General features: G+C 38.2%; 21 protein-coding genes and 1 other RNA gene. 8 read left to right on the top strand and 14 right to left on the bottom strand.

Going from position 1 to position 19203, the window contains the following annotated elements:
- From AB657_RS01190 to AB657_RS01180, 3 genes are all read left to right on the top strand, one after another.
- A complete protein-coding gene (locus tag AB657_RS01190) occupies positions 1-822 on the top strand; it encodes a sugar nucleotide-binding protein (protein ID WP_047244835.1) in 822 nt (273 codons plus the stop codon).
- Positions 823-843: 21 nt separating this feature from the next.
- Positions 844-1131, top strand: coding sequence for a 4a-hydroxytetrahydrobiopterin dehydratase (locus tag AB657_RS01185; protein WP_047244834.1), 288 nt, complete (start codon positions 844-846; stop codon positions 1129-1131).
- A 78-nt stretch (positions 1132-1209) separates the two neighbouring features.
- Positions 1210-1920 carry a YebC/PmpR family DNA-binding transcriptional regulator gene (locus AB657_RS01180; protein ID WP_047244833.1) on the top strand — a complete coding sequence of 237 codons (711 nt, stop codon included), beginning with the start codon at positions 1210-1212 and terminating at the stop codon, positions 1918-1920.
- A 101-nt stretch (positions 1921-2021) separates the two neighbouring features.
- Here AB657_RS01180 and AB657_RS01175 read toward each other — a convergent pair whose 3' ends face one another.
- From AB657_RS01175 to AB657_RS01150, 6 genes are all read right to left on the bottom strand, one after another.
- Complete coding sequence (locus tag AB657_RS01175) at positions 2022-2561, bottom strand: 1-acyl-sn-glycerol-3-phosphate acyltransferase (RefSeq protein WP_047244832.1); 540 nt, start codon at positions 2559-2561, stop codon at positions 2022-2024.
- 57 nt (positions 2562-2618) lie between these two features.
- On the bottom strand, positions 2619-3746 hold the full coding sequence (locus AB657_RS01170; RefSeq protein ID WP_047244831.1) for an iron-containing alcohol dehydrogenase family protein: 1128 nt from the start codon (positions 3744-3746) through the stop codon (positions 2619-2621).
- An 8-nt stretch (positions 3747-3754) separates the two neighbouring features.
- The gene (locus tag AB657_RS01165; protein WP_047244830.1) at positions 3755-4453 is read right to left on the bottom strand and encodes an HAD family hydrolase; all 699 of its coding nucleotides are present in this window, start codon (positions 4451-4453) and stop codon (positions 3755-3757) included.
- Positions 4444-5157, bottom strand: coding sequence for a 3-deoxy-manno-octulosonate cytidylyltransferase (kdsB, locus tag AB657_RS01160; RefSeq protein ID WP_198146917.1), 714 nt, complete (start codon positions 5155-5157; stop codon positions 4444-4446). Before kdsB ends, AB657_RS01165 begins: the two co-directional genes overlap by 10 nt.
- Before the next feature lie 25 nt (positions 5158-5182).
- Positions 5183-5752 carry a DUF4126 domain-containing protein gene (locus AB657_RS01155; protein WP_047244828.1) on the bottom strand — a complete coding sequence of 190 codons (570 nt, stop codon included), beginning with the start codon at positions 5750-5752 and terminating at the stop codon, positions 5183-5185.
- A gap of 87 nt (positions 5753-5839) precedes the next feature.
- On the bottom strand, positions 5840-7273 hold the full coding sequence (locus tag AB657_RS01150) for an ATP-dependent DNA helicase (RefSeq protein ID WP_047244827.1): 1434 nt from the start codon (positions 7271-7273) through the stop codon (positions 5840-5842).
- A 101-nt stretch (positions 7274-7374) separates the two neighbouring features.
- Between AB657_RS01150 and AB657_RS01145 the strand changes: the two genes are divergently transcribed.
- Genes AB657_RS01145 through AB657_RS01135 form a run of 3 tightly spaced genes read left to right on the top strand, consistent with a single transcriptional unit; the run spans position 7375 to position 9375 of the window.
- Positions 7375-8025, top strand: a complete 651-nt coding sequence (locus tag AB657_RS01145) for a hypothetical protein (RefSeq protein WP_047244826.1) — start codon at positions 7375-7377, stop codon at positions 8023-8025.
- Positions 8003-8839, top strand: coding sequence for a DUF3822 family protein (locus AB657_RS01140; protein ID WP_047244825.1), 837 nt, complete (start codon positions 8003-8005; stop codon positions 8837-8839). The genes AB657_RS01145 and AB657_RS01140 overlap by 23 nt, the downstream gene beginning before the upstream one ends.
- Entirely contained in the window at positions 8839-9375 is a 537-nt protein-coding gene (locus AB657_RS01135) for an RsmD family RNA methyltransferase (RefSeq protein WP_047244824.1), read from the top strand. The genes AB657_RS01140 and AB657_RS01135 overlap by 1 nt, the downstream gene beginning before the upstream one ends.
- Here the strand turns inward: AB657_RS01135 and rnpB are convergent.
- Positions 9372-9685: RNase P RNA component class A (gene rnpB / locus AB657_RS17765), an RNA gene on the bottom strand. The two genes, AB657_RS01135 and rnpB, sit on opposite strands and share 4 nt — an antisense overlap.
- Before the next feature lie 110 nt (positions 9686-9795).
- Here rnpB and AB657_RS01130 point away from each other — a divergent pair.
- A complete protein-coding gene (locus AB657_RS01130; RefSeq protein WP_047244823.1) occupies positions 9796-11658 on the top strand; it encodes a DNA polymerase III subunit gamma/tau in 1863 nt (620 codons plus the stop codon).
- Here the strand turns inward: AB657_RS01130 and AB657_RS01125 are convergent.
- Genes AB657_RS01125 through AB657_RS01095 form a run of 7 tightly spaced genes read right to left on the bottom strand, consistent with a single transcriptional unit; the run spans position 11647 to position 18460 of the window.
- Complete coding sequence (locus AB657_RS01125) at positions 11647-12000, bottom strand: transmembrane 220 family protein (protein WP_047244822.1); 354 nt, start codon at positions 11998-12000, stop codon at positions 11647-11649. The two genes, AB657_RS01130 and AB657_RS01125, sit on opposite strands and share 12 nt — an antisense overlap.
- Before the next feature lie 6 nt (positions 12001-12006).
- Positions 12007-13380 carry an alkaline phosphatase family protein gene (locus AB657_RS01120; protein WP_047244821.1) on the bottom strand — a complete coding sequence of 458 codons (1374 nt, stop codon included), beginning with the start codon at positions 13378-13380 and terminating at the stop codon, positions 12007-12009.
- 1 nt (position 13381) lies between these two features.
- Positions 13382-14572 carry a metabolite traffic protein EboE gene (gene eboE / locus AB657_RS01115; protein ID WP_047244820.1) on the bottom strand — a complete coding sequence of 397 codons (1191 nt, stop codon included), beginning with the start codon at positions 14570-14572 and terminating at the stop codon, positions 13382-13384.
- A 7-nt stretch (positions 14573-14579) separates the two neighbouring features.
- Positions 14580-15740 (bottom strand): 3-dehydroquinate synthase, encoded by a 1161-nt coding sequence (locus AB657_RS01110; RefSeq protein ID WP_047244819.1) that lies wholly within the window; start codon positions 15738-15740, stop codon positions 14580-14582.
- 4 nt (positions 15741-15744) lie between these two features.
- Positions 15745-16644: a UbiA-like protein EboC gene (gene eboC / locus AB657_RS01105; RefSeq protein ID WP_047244818.1), complete on the bottom strand. Its 900-nt coding sequence runs from the start codon at positions 16642-16644 to the stop codon at positions 15745-15747.
- Between the two features lie 4 nt (positions 16645-16648).
- Positions 16649-17557: a TatD family hydrolase gene (locus tag AB657_RS01100; protein WP_084696356.1), complete on the bottom strand. Its 909-nt coding sequence runs from the start codon at positions 17555-17557 to the stop codon at positions 16649-16651.
- Between the two features lie 3 nt (positions 17558-17560).
- Positions 17561-18460, bottom strand: a complete 900-nt coding sequence (locus AB657_RS01095) for an EboA domain-containing protein (protein WP_232304823.1) — start codon at positions 18458-18460, stop codon at positions 17561-17563.
- Positions 18461-18516: 56 nt separating this feature from the next.
- On the opposite strand from AB657_RS01095, the gene miaE reads away from it, so the two are divergent.
- A complete protein-coding gene (gene miaE, locus AB657_RS01090; protein ID WP_047247711.1) occupies positions 18517-19098 on the top strand; it encodes a tRNA-(ms[2]io[6]A)-hydroxylase in 582 nt (193 codons plus the stop codon).
- The last annotated feature ends 105 nt before the right edge of the window (positions 19099-19203 follow it).

The raw sequence follows: 19203 nt of genomic DNA, 5'->3' as shown, positions 1-19203 counted from the left end.
TTGGAAAACAAGAAAATCTTAATACTAGGGGGAAGCGGGTTTCTCGGAAATGCCATATACAAAGAACTTTGTAACTATTTTGACACCTATGGCACGTACTGCAACGCCGCAAGTAGCTTTGGTGACAACAAACAGTTCTTTCATTTTAATCTGGAAGAAGATGATATTTTTGAAATTCTAGAACAAGTGAAACCACAGATCATTATTTCTGCCCTACGCGGAAATTTTGCCGCTCAAATAATTACCCATCAACACATAGTAGAATACGTCTTACAAAACGACTGCAGGATCTATTTTCTTTCTTCTGCCAACGTCTTCGATGCATATAGTAAATACCCTTCTTACGAATACGACAAAACACTTTCAGAAAGTGTTTATGGCAGACTTAAAATTAAAATAGAAAATATGCTTTTACGTCTGCCAAAAGATAAAATGGGTATTCTAAGGATTCCGATGGTTTTTGGCAATAGCTCACCTAGGATAAAGGATATGAAAAATAAGATCTTGAACAATGAACCTGTTGAAGTTTTTCCAAATCTTATATTAAATGTTACGAACGACGATAAACTAACACAACAAATTCATTATCTTATCAATAGAAATAAAACCGGTATCTATCATCTTGGAAGTACCGACCTTACACATCATGAAGATTTTATAAAAGAAGTATTAGAACGTGTCGGAAGTTTTAATCCGATCATAAAAAGAGTTTACACCACAAATGAAGATCGCTATTTGGCCGTTTTACCAAAAACAAACATGTTACCAAAAAACTTAAGATATACCTATCAAGAAATTATAGACCATCATATTCTAAAATAATTTATTTAAAATAGAAAGACTATGGAAAAATTCACCGATGAACAGATATATGACTATTTAGGACAATTAGACGGTTGGGAGTATGTAGACGGAGCGATAGAAACCACTTTTGAATTCAAAGATTTCAAGGAAGCCTTTTCCGTAATGACCCGGATCGCTTTTGAATGTGAGGCACAAGGTCATCACCCCGACTGGAGCAATGTATACAAAACGGTAAACATTCGTTTGAGTACCCATGATGCCAACGGGGTGACCGAGAAAGATTTTGAACTGGCCAGAAGTATTGAGGAAATTGTAGAAAGTGAATAAAAACACTAGTAAAATATAGCATTCGCCCTTCAACCTTTCCGAATTTTGTTAAATTTGCAAGCATTAAAAAAATAAACCATGGGAAGAGCTTTTGAGTTTAGAAAAGCACGTAAAATGAAAAGATGGGCAGCAATGTCCAAAGCTTTTACACGAATTGGAAAAGATATTGTTATAGCGGTAAAAGAAGGAGGCCCTGATCCTGATTCGAATGCCCGATTAAGGGCGGTCATCCAGAATGCCAAGGCAGTTAATATGCCGAAAGACAATATCGAAAGAGCTATTAAAAGAGCTAGCGACAAAAGCTTAGGAGATTATAAAGAAGTTCTTTTTGAAGGTTACGCCCCACATGGAATCGCTGTATTAATCGAAACAGCCACCGATAACAACACGAGAACCGTAGCCAACATCAGAAGTTACTTCAATAAATGTAACGGGAGCTTAGGCACCTCTGGATCTGTAGAATTTATGTTCGACCATACCTGTAACTTCCGAATTCCGGCAGACGGCGTAGACCCTGAAGAATTAGAGCTTGAAATGATAGATTTTGGTGCGGAAGAGGTTTTTGTGGATGATGACGGTATCCTTATCTATGCACCTTTCGAGAGTTTTGGCGCTATACAGAAAGAATTGGAAAATAGAAATATTGAAATACTATCTTCTGGATTTGAGCGCATTCCACAAGTAACAAAAGCTTTAAGCGAAGAAGAAGCTGCGGATGTTGAAAAGCTATTGGAGAAAATAGAAGAAGACGATGATGTACAGAACGTATATCATACCATGCAAGAATAAAGTTATTATTTATCACAGACAAACAAAAATGAGGCCAATTGGCCTCATTTTTTTGGTATCGTTAAAATACTTATCTCTCAAAATTTCCATAGTTAGAAGATTCAGCTAAACTCTGCCACCTTTCCCTTTACCCCTTTAAAAAACGACCTATAATTTTCAAAATCCATTTCCTTGTCATCTGTGGGCGTATATGGTTTCGAAAATTTTATTTCCTTTTTACCATAATCGAAAGCGCATAGTACTATTGGCACATTTGCTTTTTTTGCAATATAGTAGAACCCGGTTTTCCATTTTTTTACTTTTTTTCTAGTACCTTCAGGAGAAAGAGCCAACCGGAATCTTTTTCGCTCATTAAAAATCTTTGCCGTAGCACTAACCGTATCACTACTTTTAGATCGATCAATAGGTGCCCCGCCTGTCCATCTGAAAAACCAACCTATCGGAGAATCGAAAAGACTTTTCTTTCCTATATAGTTGATTTCTTCATTCAATACCTTTCGTATTAATAATCCCAACAAAAAATCCCACCAACTGGTGTGCGGAACCACGATAATGACAAACTTGTCCAAATCAGAAGGAAACTCCCCCTTAACGGACCATCTTAATATCTTAAAATATATAAAACGGGCAAGGCTCTGCATTAATTATAATTATCCGTAAGATGACTCACCTTACACTTTTCTCTATAAAGTTATAAATCAGATTTTTTTATATATCGATTTTATTTTTTTTGGGGAGATGACAGATTTCCAATTTTCACCAAGGGCATTTTCCCATAAAGGTTCCATTTGCATAGCCACTGAAACCATCACATCAAAATCTTCATCTGACAAGTCTTTACATACCCCCGTAGGTAGCTCTATATTGTGTCTTTCTTTCATTTTATGAAAAAGGGCTACTCCTTCTGGATAAAATTCTTCCAAATATTGGAAAACCAAACAATTTCCTATCCCATGTTTTACTCCTAACCGATATCCCAATCCGTAACTTAAAGCATGGGCTACCCCTACTTGCGAATAGGCAATGCTCATTCCACCATGCCAAGAGGCCATCATTAACTTATCTCTTGAATCGGCATCGGACAGGTCCGTTAAAAAAACTTCTTTACAAAGATCCAATGCTTTTTCCCCATAGCTTTGGCTAAAGGCATTTAAATACGTTCCATTTAAGCTCTCTATACAATGAATATAACAATCCATTCCTGTATAAAACCATTGATCTTTGGCCACACCTTGTGTTAATTCGGGATCTAAGATTACTTGATCGAAAGTGGTATAATCAGAATTAATGCCCAGCTTTTTTTCGGGGCCCAATAAGACCGTGGTTCTAGAGACCTCAGCTCCGGTACCACTAATGGTAGGAACACCAACGTGGTATACCGCTTTTTTTTGTACCAAATCCCACCCCTGATAATTTTCGGCACTACCATTGTTCGTCAGTAATATCGCAACCGCCTTGGCCAAGTCCAACAGCGTTCCTCCGCCTATACCCACAACTCCCGATGGCAATTCTTGGTATTCTTCCTTTATCAGGTCTACCAAGGCATCTACCTGTTGTGTTTTAGGTTCTTCCTCTGCTGATACAAAGATGATCTGATCACAGAATATTTGCGGAATACGCGAAACAAGATCCGTGCCTTCAAAAACATCATCGACTAAAAAAATTACAGGAGCTTCTGAATGTTTTCTTTTTGAAAGAAGTATTTCTCCCAATTGGTCAAAACTTCCATTACCAAAAACTACTCTGGGAACCATCGGAAAATTTCTATATTTCTCCGAAGCTCTAGTAGGTATCTTTTTCAATGTTATTTCTTTTTTTATCTCCATTTATAATTTTAAAGGTACTGCAATACATCCGTCAGCTTTTGAACGGTCATATAACCAGTTTTTTCCCTTGGCTCTTCGACCTCTTCATGCTGCCATGTAGTGTGAAAAGGAACATGAACGGCTTTTGCACCGATATTGACTATGGGCAAAACATCCGATTTTAATGAATTGCCTATCATCAAAAATTCATCAACCCTTATTTCTAAGTGATCTAACAGGTCTTGATAATTTTTTTCCTTCTTATCGCTTAATACTTCTACATGGTGAAAATACCTAGATAGGTTAGATCTAACCAGTTTTCTTTCTTGATCAAGTAAATCGCCCTTGGTCAAAACTATCAATCTATATTTACCTTCCAAGCTTTTCAATACTTCCACTACACCATCCAATACTTCTACGGGATGAGAAATCATTCTTTTTCCTATATCTAAAATTTCGGCAAGTGTTTCCTGTGAAATTTCGTTATTGGACAGCTCCAATGCAGCTTCTATCATAGAGAGCATAAACCCCTTAATACCGTACCCATAAAGCTCTAGGTTTTTTATCTCCATTCGAAAGAGCTCTTGGTCTATCTTGTTCTTGGTTTCGTATTGCTCCAAAAGAGAAGCAAACTGCTCTTCGGCCTCTCTAAAATAGGTCTCGTTTACCCACAATGTATCATCGGCATCAAAACCGATTACCTTTATATTCTCAAAATTTATCTCCATGCAGCTTGCGCTTTCTCTAAATCTTCCGGAGTATCAATTTCAATACCCGTAACGGTCGTTTCTACCATTTTAATTTTTTTACCATATTCCAGATATCGTATGGCCTCTATTTTTTCGGTCGACTCCAATTGCAACATGGGCAAACGCTGAAAATCCATTAAGGCCCGTTTTCTAAAAGCATAAATACCTTTGTGCTTATAATACACGGTTTTATCATTTTTGGCCCTTGGATAAGGAATTGGCGATCTAGAGAAATATAGTGCAAAGCTTCTATTATCTACAATTACCTTGACCGTGTTCGGATTGTTTATTTCTTCCTCATCAGTGATCCGTACCATTAAAGAGGCCAAATCTATTTCTTTTTCGGTATCACTTTTAAATACCTCTATTACCTGTGCCAGACTCTCACGATCCGTAAAAGGTTCGTCTCCCTGAACATTTACTATTATGTCAACATCCATTTCGGTAACAGCTTCCGCAATGCGGTCACTTCCGCAATCATGTTCCTTTTTGCTCATGATCGCTTCACCGCCCTCCGCAATTATTGTATCGTATATGGTAGCACTATCGGTTACTACATACACCTTGTCAAAAAGGCCTGTTTTTACGGCTGCTTCATAGGTTCGGACAATTACAGGTTTCCCTGATAGGTCTTGCATTAATTTTGCAGGAAATCTTGAAGCCGCATAACGGGCCGGTATCATTGCAATTATTTTCACTTAATAGTTTTTATGTTTTTGATTTTGGCCTAAGGCTTCTATATATCCTAAAAATGACAATTAAAATAATAATCACCAATACTGCCGCAAGTATAGGAGCAAATATGGAGGCTACCGTTACAACCGTTGCCGTACCTGTTTCCACTGTTGCCAAAACAGGGTTGCCTATACCTCCCGTAGTAGCCGACGAGGCCAACCTTCCAGTTGCGCCGGCCCCCTTGATAGCAGTAGCGGTACCACCACCGGCAATTATGGCCAAAGACCATGTTACGACAGGATCAAGGTCCGCTATGGTGGAGACCATAACGGCCGTACCGGCAATAGCGGCCAATGGTATGGCAAAACTATCCAATAAATTATCTACCCAAGGAATAAAATAGGCGAAAATTTCAACTAATGTGGCCACACCCAATGTTATCAATGCAGCCAAACTTCCTATCCATTCCCAATCATCATTTAAGTCCCATACATTAAAATATGCGGCCAGACTTAGCGCAAACAAAGGCAAAAACACCCTAAACCCAACAGAGGCCGCTAGGCCTACGCCTAAAAATATACTAATAATGGTTTCCGATGTCATTGAAAATATGTTTACAGTTGATACCCTTATCAGGAGTTGAGCAAATCTATAGCGCCTTAGATTTAAAAGAACTAAATTAGTTTTTTCCTATTCAACAAAAAAATCGCTTTTAAAACCAATAAGGTACAATTTTTCTTTGGCCCTGGTTACTGCGGTATAAAGCCAACGAAGATATTCTTTATCTATTCCGTTTGGAAGATATGGCTGTTCCACAAAAACTGTGTTCCATTGTCCACCTTGTGACTTATGGCACGTTATAGCATAAGAAAACTTTACCTGTAAGCCATTAAAGTATTTATTGTTCTTTACTCCAAGAAACTTTTTGTATTTCGACTTTTCATGTGCATAATCTTTCATGACCTCTTGGTATAGACGATTACCGTCCTCGTATGAAAGAGAGGGAGATTCGGCTTTTATAGTATCCAATAACAATACGGTTTCAAAAGGCTTCATATTCGGATAATCCACCATTTTCACCTTTACCTCGGCAAATTTAAAGCCATAAAGATCTTTGAAAGCATATATTTCAAGAATCTCGATAATGTCACCGTTGGCAATAAAACCTGCTTCCGAATTTGGCTTTAACCAGAAATAATTATTTTTTACGACCATCATAAAGTCACCGGGGGCCAAATCGTTTTCTAAAAAAAGTATACGTTCCCTAATATTTAGATTATATAAATTGGCCCTTTTGTTGGATCTTACGATTATAGCGGTTTCTTCTTTGCCATTTTGCGAGTACGACTCATCGATCGCTTCTTGTATTTCGTGTCCATCTATTAAACGAACAATATCGGTAAAACCATGTAGATCAAACTGGAACCTGTCAAAATAATCTCCCTGTAATTGCTCACGAAGCATAGTCGCATTCACCAAAATGCCAGAATCTTCTGCCTGGCGAACAACTTCGTCCAATTCTATCCTTTCTACTTCTTTATTATAGTTTAATGATAGTTTATCAGCATCTAAAGCAGGACTCAACAACAAATGTACCGGTGGCAACTGTGCCGTATCGCCGATCAACAACAATTTACAGTTATGGCCAGAATATACGAACATCATTAAATCGTCCAACAAAGAACCATTCTCGAAAAGTTTTGAGTCTGCAGGTGTATCGGGTATCATAGAAGCCTCATCTATTATAAACAAGGTATCTCTATGCTTGTTTGGGGCCAATACGAACTGGACTCCTCCTCCACTTTGTTTTTTAGGAAAATAAATTTTTCTATGAATGGTAAAAGCTTGTGTATTGGAATAATTGGACATTACTTTTGCCGCCCTACCGGTTGGTGCCATTAAGACCGATTTCATCCGAGTCTTCCACAAACTGTTTACCAAAGTACCTATAAGTGTCGTTTTTCCCGTGCCCGCAAAGCCTTTTAAAAGAAAAACCTCGTCCTTATTTTTTGAAAGAATAAACCTTGATAATTTTTCTAGGGCTATCTCCTGTTTAAGCGTTGGTTTATGTGGAAACTTGGTTTCCAACTCTTTATAAAATTCTGTTGCTGTAAGTACTTTCATGTAACCCCAAATATAATAGGATTTTTAGGGCAAAAACTTTTGCGATTAAAAAAAAATTGTAGATTTGTGACAACCACTAAATTAAATTAACACTCTACGAAATGAAGACCGTAATACAGATTGTACTTTGGATTGCTTGCATTGGTTTGGGATATTTAATCTATAATTCCGTAACCGGGCCTATTAAATTTAACGAAGCCAAGCAAGAACGATTTGCAAAGGTAGTATCCAGATTAAAGGATATTAGAAATTCCCAAGAAGCATATAAAGCCGTAAACGGAAAATATGCCAACGATTTTCCAAGCTTGATAAAATTTATAGATACCGGAAAATATGTGATTACCCAGCAAAGGGACTCTTCTTTCATGGAGTTTGACAAAACATATCAAATCGATTTATTGAAAGAAGTAAAAATCATTGATACATTAGGCTTTGTTTCCGTACGTGACTCATTGTTCAAAAATGACAACAGGTACAAAGATTTGGCCCTTGTTCCAACAGCTCCAAATGGAGAGAAATTTACCATGAAGGCAGATATTATCGAAAAAAGTGGATATAAAGCTCCCGTATTCGAGGCCAAAGTTGCCAAAAGTGTCGTACTTTACGATCAGCCAAAAGATTTATTGACACGTGAAAATGCGCAGGTAAGTGTAGAAGAAATCAACGGATCGGAAATAAAAGTAGGTTCTTTAACAGAAGTTAGTACCAGTGGTAACTGGCCTCCAATTTATGACAAGAAAAACGACCAATAAGGGTTTAGACATAGCCGATAAAAATTTCAAAAAATTGTCCATTCAAGTTAGCTTGAATGGACTTTCTTTTTGTGTAGCGGATACTGTTTCTAACAAAGTAACCAAAGCGGACAGTAAGTTATTTCACGAAGAACACAACCCAATGACATTGCTAAAGGCATTGGAAAAGTTGTTTCATGAACACACCCTCGACCAAGGTACTTTTGACGAAGTTGTCGTAATACACAGCAATACACTTTTCGGGTTGGTGCCCAAACCGTTGTTCAACAAAGATGAACTTGCAAATTACCTTAAATTTAACACCAAGGTATTGGCCTCCGATGTTCTGGCCTATGATGAGCTGGAAAATCTGGACATCGTTAATGTTTACGTTCCATACATGAACATTAACAACTATATCTACGATATTTTTGGAGAGTTCACCTATATGCATAACGGCACGGTTCTTATTCAATCTTTGCTTAACAATTACGGCAACCATAAAGAAGCGGTCTGTTATGTCCACGTAGGCAAAAAACAAATGGACGTTACGGTTATAAAACAAAAAAAACTACTTCTGTACAATAGCTTTTTATACGAAACAAAAGAAGACTTTGTTTATTACCTACTGTTTGTTTTAGAGCAATTGGAACTTGACACCGATGCTGTTTCCGTTAAACTTTTCGGAACCATTGAAGAAGATGACGAAGTTTATCAACTTTGTTATTCTTACGTACAAAACCTATCTATTTTTGCCCCGTCGTCTCCTCATCATTTAGACCTAGGTGAGCCAGAAACCGAATCAATAGATTTTACCCTAATAAATGCTATTTAATGCGAATTATTTCAGGAAAACATAAAGGTCGAAACCTAATAGCTCCCAAAAAGTTACCCGTGCGCCCCACCAAAGACATGGCAAAGGAAGCCTTGTTCAATATTTTGAACAACTCTTATTATTTCCCGGACCTAAAGGTTCTGGACCTTTTTGCGGGTACCGGTAACATTAGCTACGAGTTTGCTTCTAGAGGGGTCGAAGATATATTGTCTGTTGATTCTGATATGGGTTGCATCGCGTACATAAACAAAACCTCCAATGAATTGGAAATGGGTATAAAAACCCTTAAAAGTGAGGTGTTCTCTTTTTTAGACCGAAACAAAGAACCTTTCGATATTATTTTTGCAGATCCTTTCTATAGTATGGAAATCGAGGATTTTGAAAACATTCCCAAAAAAGTTTTTGAAAACAACATGCTATTGGAAGACGGTGTTCTTATCATAGAACATTCTAAACAGACAGTTTTAGAGCATCTCCCCTATTTTGATAGCGCTAGAAAATACGGTAACAGTGTTTTTAGTTTCTTTAAAAAATAAAAAGCAGGCCATAAGCCGGATTCTGTTCCCGTAAAAACGGGCCCTTATCATTTATCTAGATCTAAGGTTGCCCAAAGATTCCAACCGCCTACCCTTCGGCTCGGGCGTGCAACCCTCAAACACCGATTTACATGACGTTTCACCGTATAGAGTTTACCTGATTTCACTACAGCCGAACTGTACTTGCTTTCTGTTGCACTTGTCCTCGTCTCTCGACGGACGGGCGTTACCCGCTATACTGCACTATGGTGTCCGGACTTTCCTCTGAACACTAAACTTGTTAGCATTAAGCGATAAGGTGGCCTGCTAAGCGCAAATGTACTGCAATTGTTGATAACTAAAGATGATATATGCTTTAAATACCTAGTCAAATTAACGGCTATTTTTATATTTGTATCTGCACTAAAAGCTATATAGATTTTGGAACCTTTTATTGTTTCGGCACGTAAATACAGACCCCAAACGTTTAAAGACGTTGTGGGTCAGCAAGCTATTACCAATACCCTCCAAAATGCAATAGACAACAACCATCTTGCCCAGGCCCTTTTATTCTGTGGTCCGAGAGGGGTAGGAAAAACAACTTGTGCACGTATACTGGCAAAGCAAATCAATACCGATGGTAGCGAAAGCGAAGATGAGGATTTTGCCTTTAATGTTTTTGAGCTGGATGCCGCTTCCAATAACTCTGTTGATGACATAAGAAACCTGATAGACCAGGTTCGTATTCCCCCACAGGTAGGTAAATACAAGGTATATATCATAGATGAGGTTCATATGCTCTCTTCATCGGCCTTTAACGCGTTTTTAAAGACTCTTGAAGAACCGCCCAAACATGCTATATTTATTTTAGCGACTACCGAAAAACACAAAATTATACCCACTATATTGTCTCGATGTCAAATTTTTGACTTTAAGAGAATTACGGTAAAAGATGCTGCCGAATACTTAAAGTATATAGCAGAAAGCCAAGGCGTTAATGCCGAGGAAGACGCACTTCATATAATTGCCCAAAAAGCGGACGGAGCTATGCGTGACGCCTTATCTATTTTTGATAGGGTCGTAAGTTTTTCGGGAAAGGAGCTTACCAGAAAAGCTGTTACCGAAAATCTGAATGTACTGGATTACGATACTTACTTTCAGGCAACAGACCTTATATTAGAGCATAACATACCGCAATTGTTGGTGTTGTTCAATAAAACATTGTCCCTTGGCTTTGACGGCCATCATTTTATAGCAGGCCTTGCTTCTCATTTCAGGGATCTAATGGTATGTCAGCACCAAGACACAATAGCACTTTTAGAAGTAGGGGAAAGTGCCCAAGAAAAATATAAACAGCAATCACAGAAAACCTCAAGAAGTTTTTTGCTGCAAGCTTTGAACCTGGCCAATGATTGTGATCTAAAATATAAGACCAGTAAGAACCAGCGACTCTTGGTAGAACTTACCTTAATGAAGCTTGCCTCTATCGATTTTGATGGAGAAAAAAAAAATCCTGAATCCGTAGCACTCCATAACAGTACTATTAATTTTATAGCTCCGGCGTCGTTTTATAGGAATTTCCCCAAAAAGCCCAAAGAAGCAAACGGACAAGAAGTTTCCGCATCCCCCGATGAAACAACCAAAACCATAGAGACGGCTCCGGCTACAGAAAATGTAGCGGATACTACGGAAAAGGAAAAAGATCCTACACCACCGCCATCTCATAAAGACAATAACAGCGTTAAAACAATTCATCAGGAAGAAAAAAAACCTGACGAAGCACATACTACAGTTAAAGAGAAAGAGCCCGTTGCCAAGAAATTGAACATTGCACCTCCGGCAAAACGCGTTTCAGCATTATCATTATCAAGCTTAAAAGCAAAAAAAGAACACGAGCTAAACAAAATAGAGGTTGTTGTAGACGAAGATGATCTACCAAGAGATCCTTTTACAGAAGAGGACCTTCAACGTCACTGGGCCGACTTTGTTGAACAAATAGACGCTAAGGGCCAAAAGATATTAGCTTCGAACCTTAATACCGATGTTCCGAAACTAAAAGACAATTTCACCATTAGCATAGAGCTTCCCAATAGCACAATGAAAAAAGAAATAGAAAGGGAAAGTTTTGAACTAATGGGCCATTTACGAAGCAAATTAAACAACCATTTTATTCAACTTGATATAAAAGTAAACGAATCCAGTGCCAAAAAATTTGCTTTTACCCCAGAAGAAAAGTACCAAAAATTAAGAGAGAAAAACCCGGCTATAGATTTATTGCGCCAAGAATTTGACTTAGACCTTTAGTTTTTTCCCTAGACGAAAACTATAGAAAAACATCACTATCGCAATTATCAAAAGACCAAAAGCCTCACGGCCCAATTCTACTGTCTTTATATCACCATCATCTAAATCAAAGCCTTGAAAATCGCACGGGTACAGGTACACAAACCCTATAAAACAAATCACCCCTAAAATTAGGGGGATTATATATTTTACCCTATCAAGGGCAAACAATAAAGAAACAATTGCCGCGATAGTATAAACGGTAATCCATAAAAAAGCATCGGGATCATTATATTGAACAATTGCTCCCCATGCAAAAAAGACCATAAATACAAAACCTATAATTTTATATAAAACATTCATTTGCAATCAATTTAAAACATGATCTTTAATTAGGTCGTAAACTTCAACCGCTTCCATTTTTTCCTTTTGCACCAAACTCCCCATATTACTAATAAAAATTGGGTAATCTTCGGTGTCCTCAGGTATTCTACCATGAGAACCTTTGATCAAATTAGCGTTCAACGGAATAATATCCATAACGGTCCTAAACCCAAGTTTCTTTTTTATCAACTTTGTCACAACCTTGGCCGTTACCAATTTATCTTTGGGATCTGTCAGCATTTCAACAGGATCATAGCCCGGTTTTTTATGAATATCAACCATTCTGGCATAGTCGGGTGCCACAGCGTCATCTAACCAAAAATAATAAGTAAACCATGAATCTTTATCGGCAACCACCACAAGGTCGCCACACCTTTCGTGTGTTAAATGTTCTTTTTCCAATTCGTTTTTAGACAATACCCGCTCAACACCCTGAACAGCACTTAAAAGCGCCTTGATTTGGTTTATATTCTCTTGCTTTTTTATATAAATATGCGCTATTTGATGATCTGCAACAGCAAAAGCTTCACTAGCACCTGCATCTAACAATTCTAACCCTCTTTCTACCCGAACATTTATGTACCCCTCATTACGAAGAATCCTATTTAAATGAACAGGTCTGTTTACATCTGTAATGCCATATTCCGACAACAGAACAATGTTGGCATTTGTTTTTTGGTAATGCATAACCAATTGTTTTACGACCGAGTCTATCTCATTTAAATCCTTCGAAATAACGTCAAAATTCAATCCATGACGTTGAAGGTTGTAATCTAAATGTGGAAGGTAGATAAATGTTAACGTAGGATCATGTTTTTCGTCTGTTCGAATAGCGGCATCCGCAATCCACTTTGAAGAGTTTATAGTAGTTCTTGGACCCCAAAATTCAAACAAAGGAAACGTACCCAAACTGGCCTGCATTTGATCCCGTAATTCTGCAGGGTACGAATATACATCCGGAATTTTTCTGCCATCTGCCAAATAATTTGGTCTAGGCGTTAGACTGTAATCAACATTGGAATACATATTATACCACCAAAAATGATTGGCACAGGTAAAATTGGAATCCATTTTTTTTAAGGTATCCCAAATTTTTGGCTGTTGCACCAGTTTATTGGATTGCCTCCAAAACTTAATCTCACACTCGTCCTTAAAATACCAACCGTTACCAACAATACCATGTTCAGAAGGCCATTTACCTGTTAAATAAGTAGATTGCGCCGAGCATGTTACGGCCGGTAAAACAGGTTTTATATATGCCAATTTACCTTGCTCTAAAAAAGAGGCCATAAAAGGTGTATGTTTACCAATAAGCCTTTTAGTTAGCCCCACTACATTTATGACAACTGTTTTTTGCATGTTACATACGATCTTTAAGCCATTTAATCTCTCTAATAATAGAGATAGTCAAATCTTCTTTAAGAGCTTTGGGAAGCACGTCCCATGTATACGTTTCTATCTCTAAATGTTCAGATATGGCATCGGTCTTCAGGTACTTCAAAGTCTTTAGAATATGATCCTGCGTAGAGTGCAGTGCCCCAAATTCCTCTAAAAATATGGGAACATGAAAATGGGCTCTCAATTCTTTAAAATCACCCTTTTTATCCAAAACTATGGGCAAATCATTATACGTCTTCACCGATGCACCAACTTTCTCCGTAACCTGATGCAAATACGTTGGCTCATTGAATTTTTCCAATAAGTGCCAAATGTCATTATTATTGGAACCATTGAACAATATCTTTAAAGCGGCACTCACCTGTATCTTTCCAACAACTATATTCGAGTTTTTAAACTTGGAGAACGTATCTTCCGGTTCCTCATATGCTAGCGAAAAATGACAGATATCGTAACATACGGTGATATACCTCTTTACAAGTTTTTCGATTTCTTTGTTGTTCAGCCCTATTTGATTCTGCAACACCTTCCCTGCCGGAACCAGATATTCTTCATAAAAAGATAATACCTCATCACTATTTTCCAGTAGACCATCTGGCTCGGGTTCAATATCCAAATGTAAATAAGTGCCGGTAGATTTTTCCAATTCAAAAAGCTGCTGGGCAACAAGTACCATATGCTCCGCCCCTTTTTTTAAAGCCTTATGCTTGTCTTGGTCCGTTTTATGCCAATATTTGTAACTAACGGGCGAAGTGGATATTCCCCCATTGATACCCGATGGTATTAGGGAGGCCAATTGCCTAAAAAGCCTTTTTGTATAAACAAGTCTTTCATTGGTCGTCCAATCGGGACTATGTACATCATCCTTAACACGCTCATCATGAAAATTACCATACGGAAAACCGTTCATAGTAAAAATATAGATATCGTTGGCTTTTAACCATGCTTTAAATTCGGTCATGGCAGGGCCTGCATCCAATTCTTCACTTGCTTTATTGGACAACCTAAGCCCAAGTCCAAATGAAAGGTCTGGCGACACTTCTTTCTTTATGCTAGGCACATACTCTTTAAGACTTTGAAAAGTACTGTCCCAATCTTGCCCAGGATGAATGTTCGTACAATAGGAAACGTGAAACTTTTTATCGATCAACATAAACTTACTATTTCAAGGCAAATTGATGATTTAATTGCTCTATTGCCCGCTCCATTACTTTCATATCTATTTCGTGCACATCGTGCTTTTTTCCTATTCCAGAAATAAGCGTAATGGTCAATTGTCCTCCAAGATGCTCACGAAACTCTTCTATACCTTCTAAAAGTTCTTGCACTTTACTTTGCGACTCCAATGGAAGAGTTAAATTAAACCCTATAGAGGTCATAGCTTCTAAAATAGCATTTAACTCGGCACTTGTAATAAGCCCCATTAACTTTGCATAGGTAACATCCAAGGCAATGCCCTTTGCGACAGCCTCCCCATGTCGCAATTCATAATTGGTCATATACTCCAATTTATGAGCGGCCCAGTGGCCAAAATCCAGAGGCCTGGAAGATCCAGATTCAAACGGATCTCCACCCTGCGAAATATGGTACATGTGCATTTCCGCACATTTATAAATTACATATTGCATTGGTTCCAGCTCCCTTTTTCTTAAAGCATTGGCATTGTCCGAAATATACTCAAAGAACGACCTATCTTTTATAAGAGCCACTTTTATGGCTTCGGCGATACCCGAAATCCAATCTCTTTGTTCTAATGTTGCAAGAAAATCACTATCGTTAATAATTGCATATGGTGGGGCAAACGTTCCTAAGAAGTTTTTTTTGTTAAATATGTTTACGCTGTTCTTAACACCGACGGCAGAATCGTTCTGCGACAACACCGTGGTTGGTATACGAATCAACTTTACCCCCCTATGGGCGATCGCTGCGGCATAACCGACCATATCTATAATCGCCCCTCCGCCCAAAGCTATCACGAATGAATGCCTACAAATGGCATTGTCATTAATGCCCTTAAGAACCATATCTATGTATTCCGCCTTATTCTTGGCCTGTTCTCCACCATCTATGACCAAACTATCGGTATACTTTAAATGAGCAGAATTCGAAGCACAATAATTCGATATTTTTTCAAGCAATTGTGGATGGCTACCAACCACGCCTTTATCTACTACAAATAATAGTTTTACAGGTTCGTAATCTTTATAGTTCTTAATTATATCAACAAAAAGAGGATTGCCCAAACCGAACAAATCTCTTGTGAAATGGAGTTGATAATCATACTGAACCGTGAAAGACTGTTTTATAGGTTTTAATATCATATAACTATGTAACGGCAAAAATTCTAGAAAGTATTAAAGATAATGGTAAAAGTAATAAAACGCCCAGTGCAATATACCAGTTGGAAAACCCAGCAACCCAACATGCATCCATCACCACCAAAGACAAGACACCTGCCATTACCGCTTTTTTAATATTGGCAGGTGAGTTCTCTTTATAAGCCTTTGATAAAGGACGAAATACCAAAAATGAAAATAAAATTATAAAAGGTAAGGAGCTGTATAAGTTATCGGAAAACATAATAATGGCACCCGTTATGGAAAGGATTACGATGGCATACATTAAGCCTGATATAAGAATATGTTTCTTATTGTTTCCATGTACTTCTCCCCTACTGATAAGAGTTATCGCAAAAATATACAACACCGGTACCAAGGCGACCCACCAAGGGTTTATCTGTGATAAAATGGACATACCCAGCAACAAATTTAGCCCTCGACATATACCCATGACCAAAGGCCCCCAAAAGGAATACCTCTTGGCCACACCGTCATATATAAGAATTGCAGCCACTAAAACAAGGGCTAGATTACCACTCAGTACATTTGTACCATATGCCATAAAAAGTCCGGAAACCATTAGCAAAACACCCCATAAAATTGCTTGAGGCACGCTAATTAAACCACTAGGGATAGCCCTCTCTGGACGTTCCACCGCGTCCAATTCCGCATCGAACACATCGTTAAAAACAACGCCCCCGGCGTACAGAAAAACAGATGAACACACCAATAAAAAAACCTCAAAGCGGCTTTCTACAAAAAAGGTAGCTGCTTCTGTGTTCAAAAAATATAATGATATAGTGATACCCGCCAAAATATCGGCAGCCGCCGTTGGCAGATTCGCAGGCCTTGCCAGTCTAGCAAAACCCATGATTTTCTTTATCATGTTATTAGGTGATTTGGTCGGAATCAATTCGAGGTGTTTGCCCCCTTAAAACGCTATTATCATTAAATAATTGTGATTGGTCTATACCTCCTGGATTTAACCAATGCTCCTCTTTCATCTTTCCATTTTTACTAAAGGCATCCAATGCATTTTGGTAACACGTTTTTACCACATCTTCTTTGGCTATTCCTCTTTTCAACATCAAAGAAGCTGTTTTTGGCACTGCCAATGGATCACTAACCCCCCAATCCGCAGAACTGTCTACGATAATATTGGTGCTACCGAATTTTCTGACCACCTCTACCATGCGCTCATTTCCCATTTTGGTTTTCGGGTATATGGTAAATGCCGCAATAAATCCACGGTCCAGAACTTCTTTTACCGTTTCTTCATTGTTATGGTCAATAATTACGTTCGATGGATCAAGACCATGCTCTAAACAAACCTCCATACTTTTAATGGTTCCCGCTTTTTTGTCTCTATGCGGTGTATGTACCTGTACGGTCATATTCAGTTCTTTGGCCAAATCTAACTGCATTCTAAAATATTTATCTTCTGCAGGTGTCTGATCATCATAACCAATTTCACCAATTGCGACGACATTTTCTTTATGCAAGTACAGGGGCAACAGCTCTACTACCTGCTCCGCCAAAGCTTCATTATTGGCTTCTTTTGAATTTAAACCAATAGTACAATAATGCTTTATACCAAATTGACTGGCCCTAAAAGGCTCCCAACCCACCAAACTGCTAAAGTAATCTTGGAAAGACCCCACTTGTGTTCTTGGCTGCCCCAGCCAAAAAGAAGGTTCTATTACGGCTACCACACCCGCCTTTTGCATCGCTTCATAATCATCAGTAGTTCTTGATGTCATATGAACGTGTGGATCAATTATCATCATCTTATCTTCCATTGTTTAATTCTTTAAGGTATTCCAAGTTAACTTGTTTATTTCTATTTCTTTCTTTAAATCTTCGTGTCCCTCCAATAAATTTAGTGCTTCTTTATTTTCCGAGTAATAACAGCTCAAGGCTCCCGCCCTGTTCTCATACAGATCTTCGCTACCCAATAAACGTCGCATGTCATTTAACAGGGTTTGGTTCAAAAACCTAGATACCGGTCTCCAGAACATAGGGTCTATTTTTCTTGAAGCCGCCCATCTTTCATGTGCATAATCAGATATAATACGCGCCAGATCGGCATTGGCCCTTTCATCTACTGATTGAATCTGCGAAAGATCCCTTTCCATAAAGGCCGCCTTTAAATACATTTGGTTCCATTGCTGGTCGTTAAAATATTTCGCAGGATATGGATTGTTTAACGTAATGGCATCAAAAATTACGGAAATATTGGTTCTAAGAGCCTCCACTGCCGTAGATTTATATGTTTCCGGTTTTGGCAAAAGCATCAAGAACTTTAAAAAGGTTTCTAGTTCGGTAGTATCGGCAACTTGAATAATATTAGCAACCTTGGGACCATAAAATTCATCATCGATCTCCAATACTTTTGCTAGAAGATAAATTCTGGCAGCCTCTAGTAAATTTGCATTATGGGAATCTAAATAGGACAACGCCCCACTTACCTCCCCCTTAAATTTTAACGGTATGTTTTTATCGAATTTGGATGCCAACAAACTGTAAGACATGTACAGGTCCCTTACGTTCTTATCCGTTTCCAATTTTGAAGTTTTCTCATCTAACCATAATATGGCATCCGCATTTGATTGGGACACCAAGGCCCCTTTGATCTGTTCGCTAACCTGCATTTGGGTATCTATTATATAATCTCCTTTCCAAAAATAATTATTAAAACCCACAAAGCCTTATTTTTACAACTTTAAACGAGAGTTAAAAAACAAAAGTTGTAATAATGATGCTAGGCCTAAAACTGCCAACAGACCCTAGATGGGTAAATATCGTAGAAAAGAACATTGATGAAATACTCACCGACCATGCCTATTGTGAACAAAAGGCGGCAAGTACTGCTATTTCACTGATTGTCTCATTTCCAGAATACACAGAACTTGTTGAAGAAATGATAGCACTTTCTCGAGAAGAAATGGGGCATTTTAAAATGGTGCACGACCTAATTATTGCCCGTGGCAATAAATTGGGCCGTGATCGCAAGGACGAATATGTATTGGAGCTCGTGAAATTTTTTCCAAAAGGAGGTAGCAGAACAACCCAACTGGTTCATAGGCTCTTGTACGCAGCCCTTATAGAAGCCAGAAGTTGCGAACGTTTTAGGTTGCTCTCAGAAGAGCTAACGGATAAAAAATTGGCTGAGTTTTACCATAAACTAATGATCAGCGAGGCTGGCCATTACACTATGTTCTTAAAATTCGCCAGACAATACGGCGACCGTGAAGAAGTGGACAAAAAATGGCAAGACCTACTTACGTATGAAGCAAAAATCATGGAAAACCTGAGCAAATCGGAAAAAGTACACGGTTAGTTTTATTGCCTTACCATACATTTACAAAAAGAAAAACCATGGATTCTTGCCTTAAAAAAGCATATAGATTCCATGGTTTTTTTATAAAATTGATTTCTGTTTTTA

The sequence above is a fragment of the Maribacter thermophilus genome (genome assembly GCF_001020565.1).
Taxonomy (GTDB): domain Bacteria; phylum Bacteroidota; class Bacteroidia; order Flavobacteriales; family Flavobacteriaceae; genus Maribacter; species Maribacter thermophilus.
The sequence above is the reverse complement of the archived record's forward strand: the minus strand, read 5'-3'. Positions and strand labels throughout refer to the sequence as shown.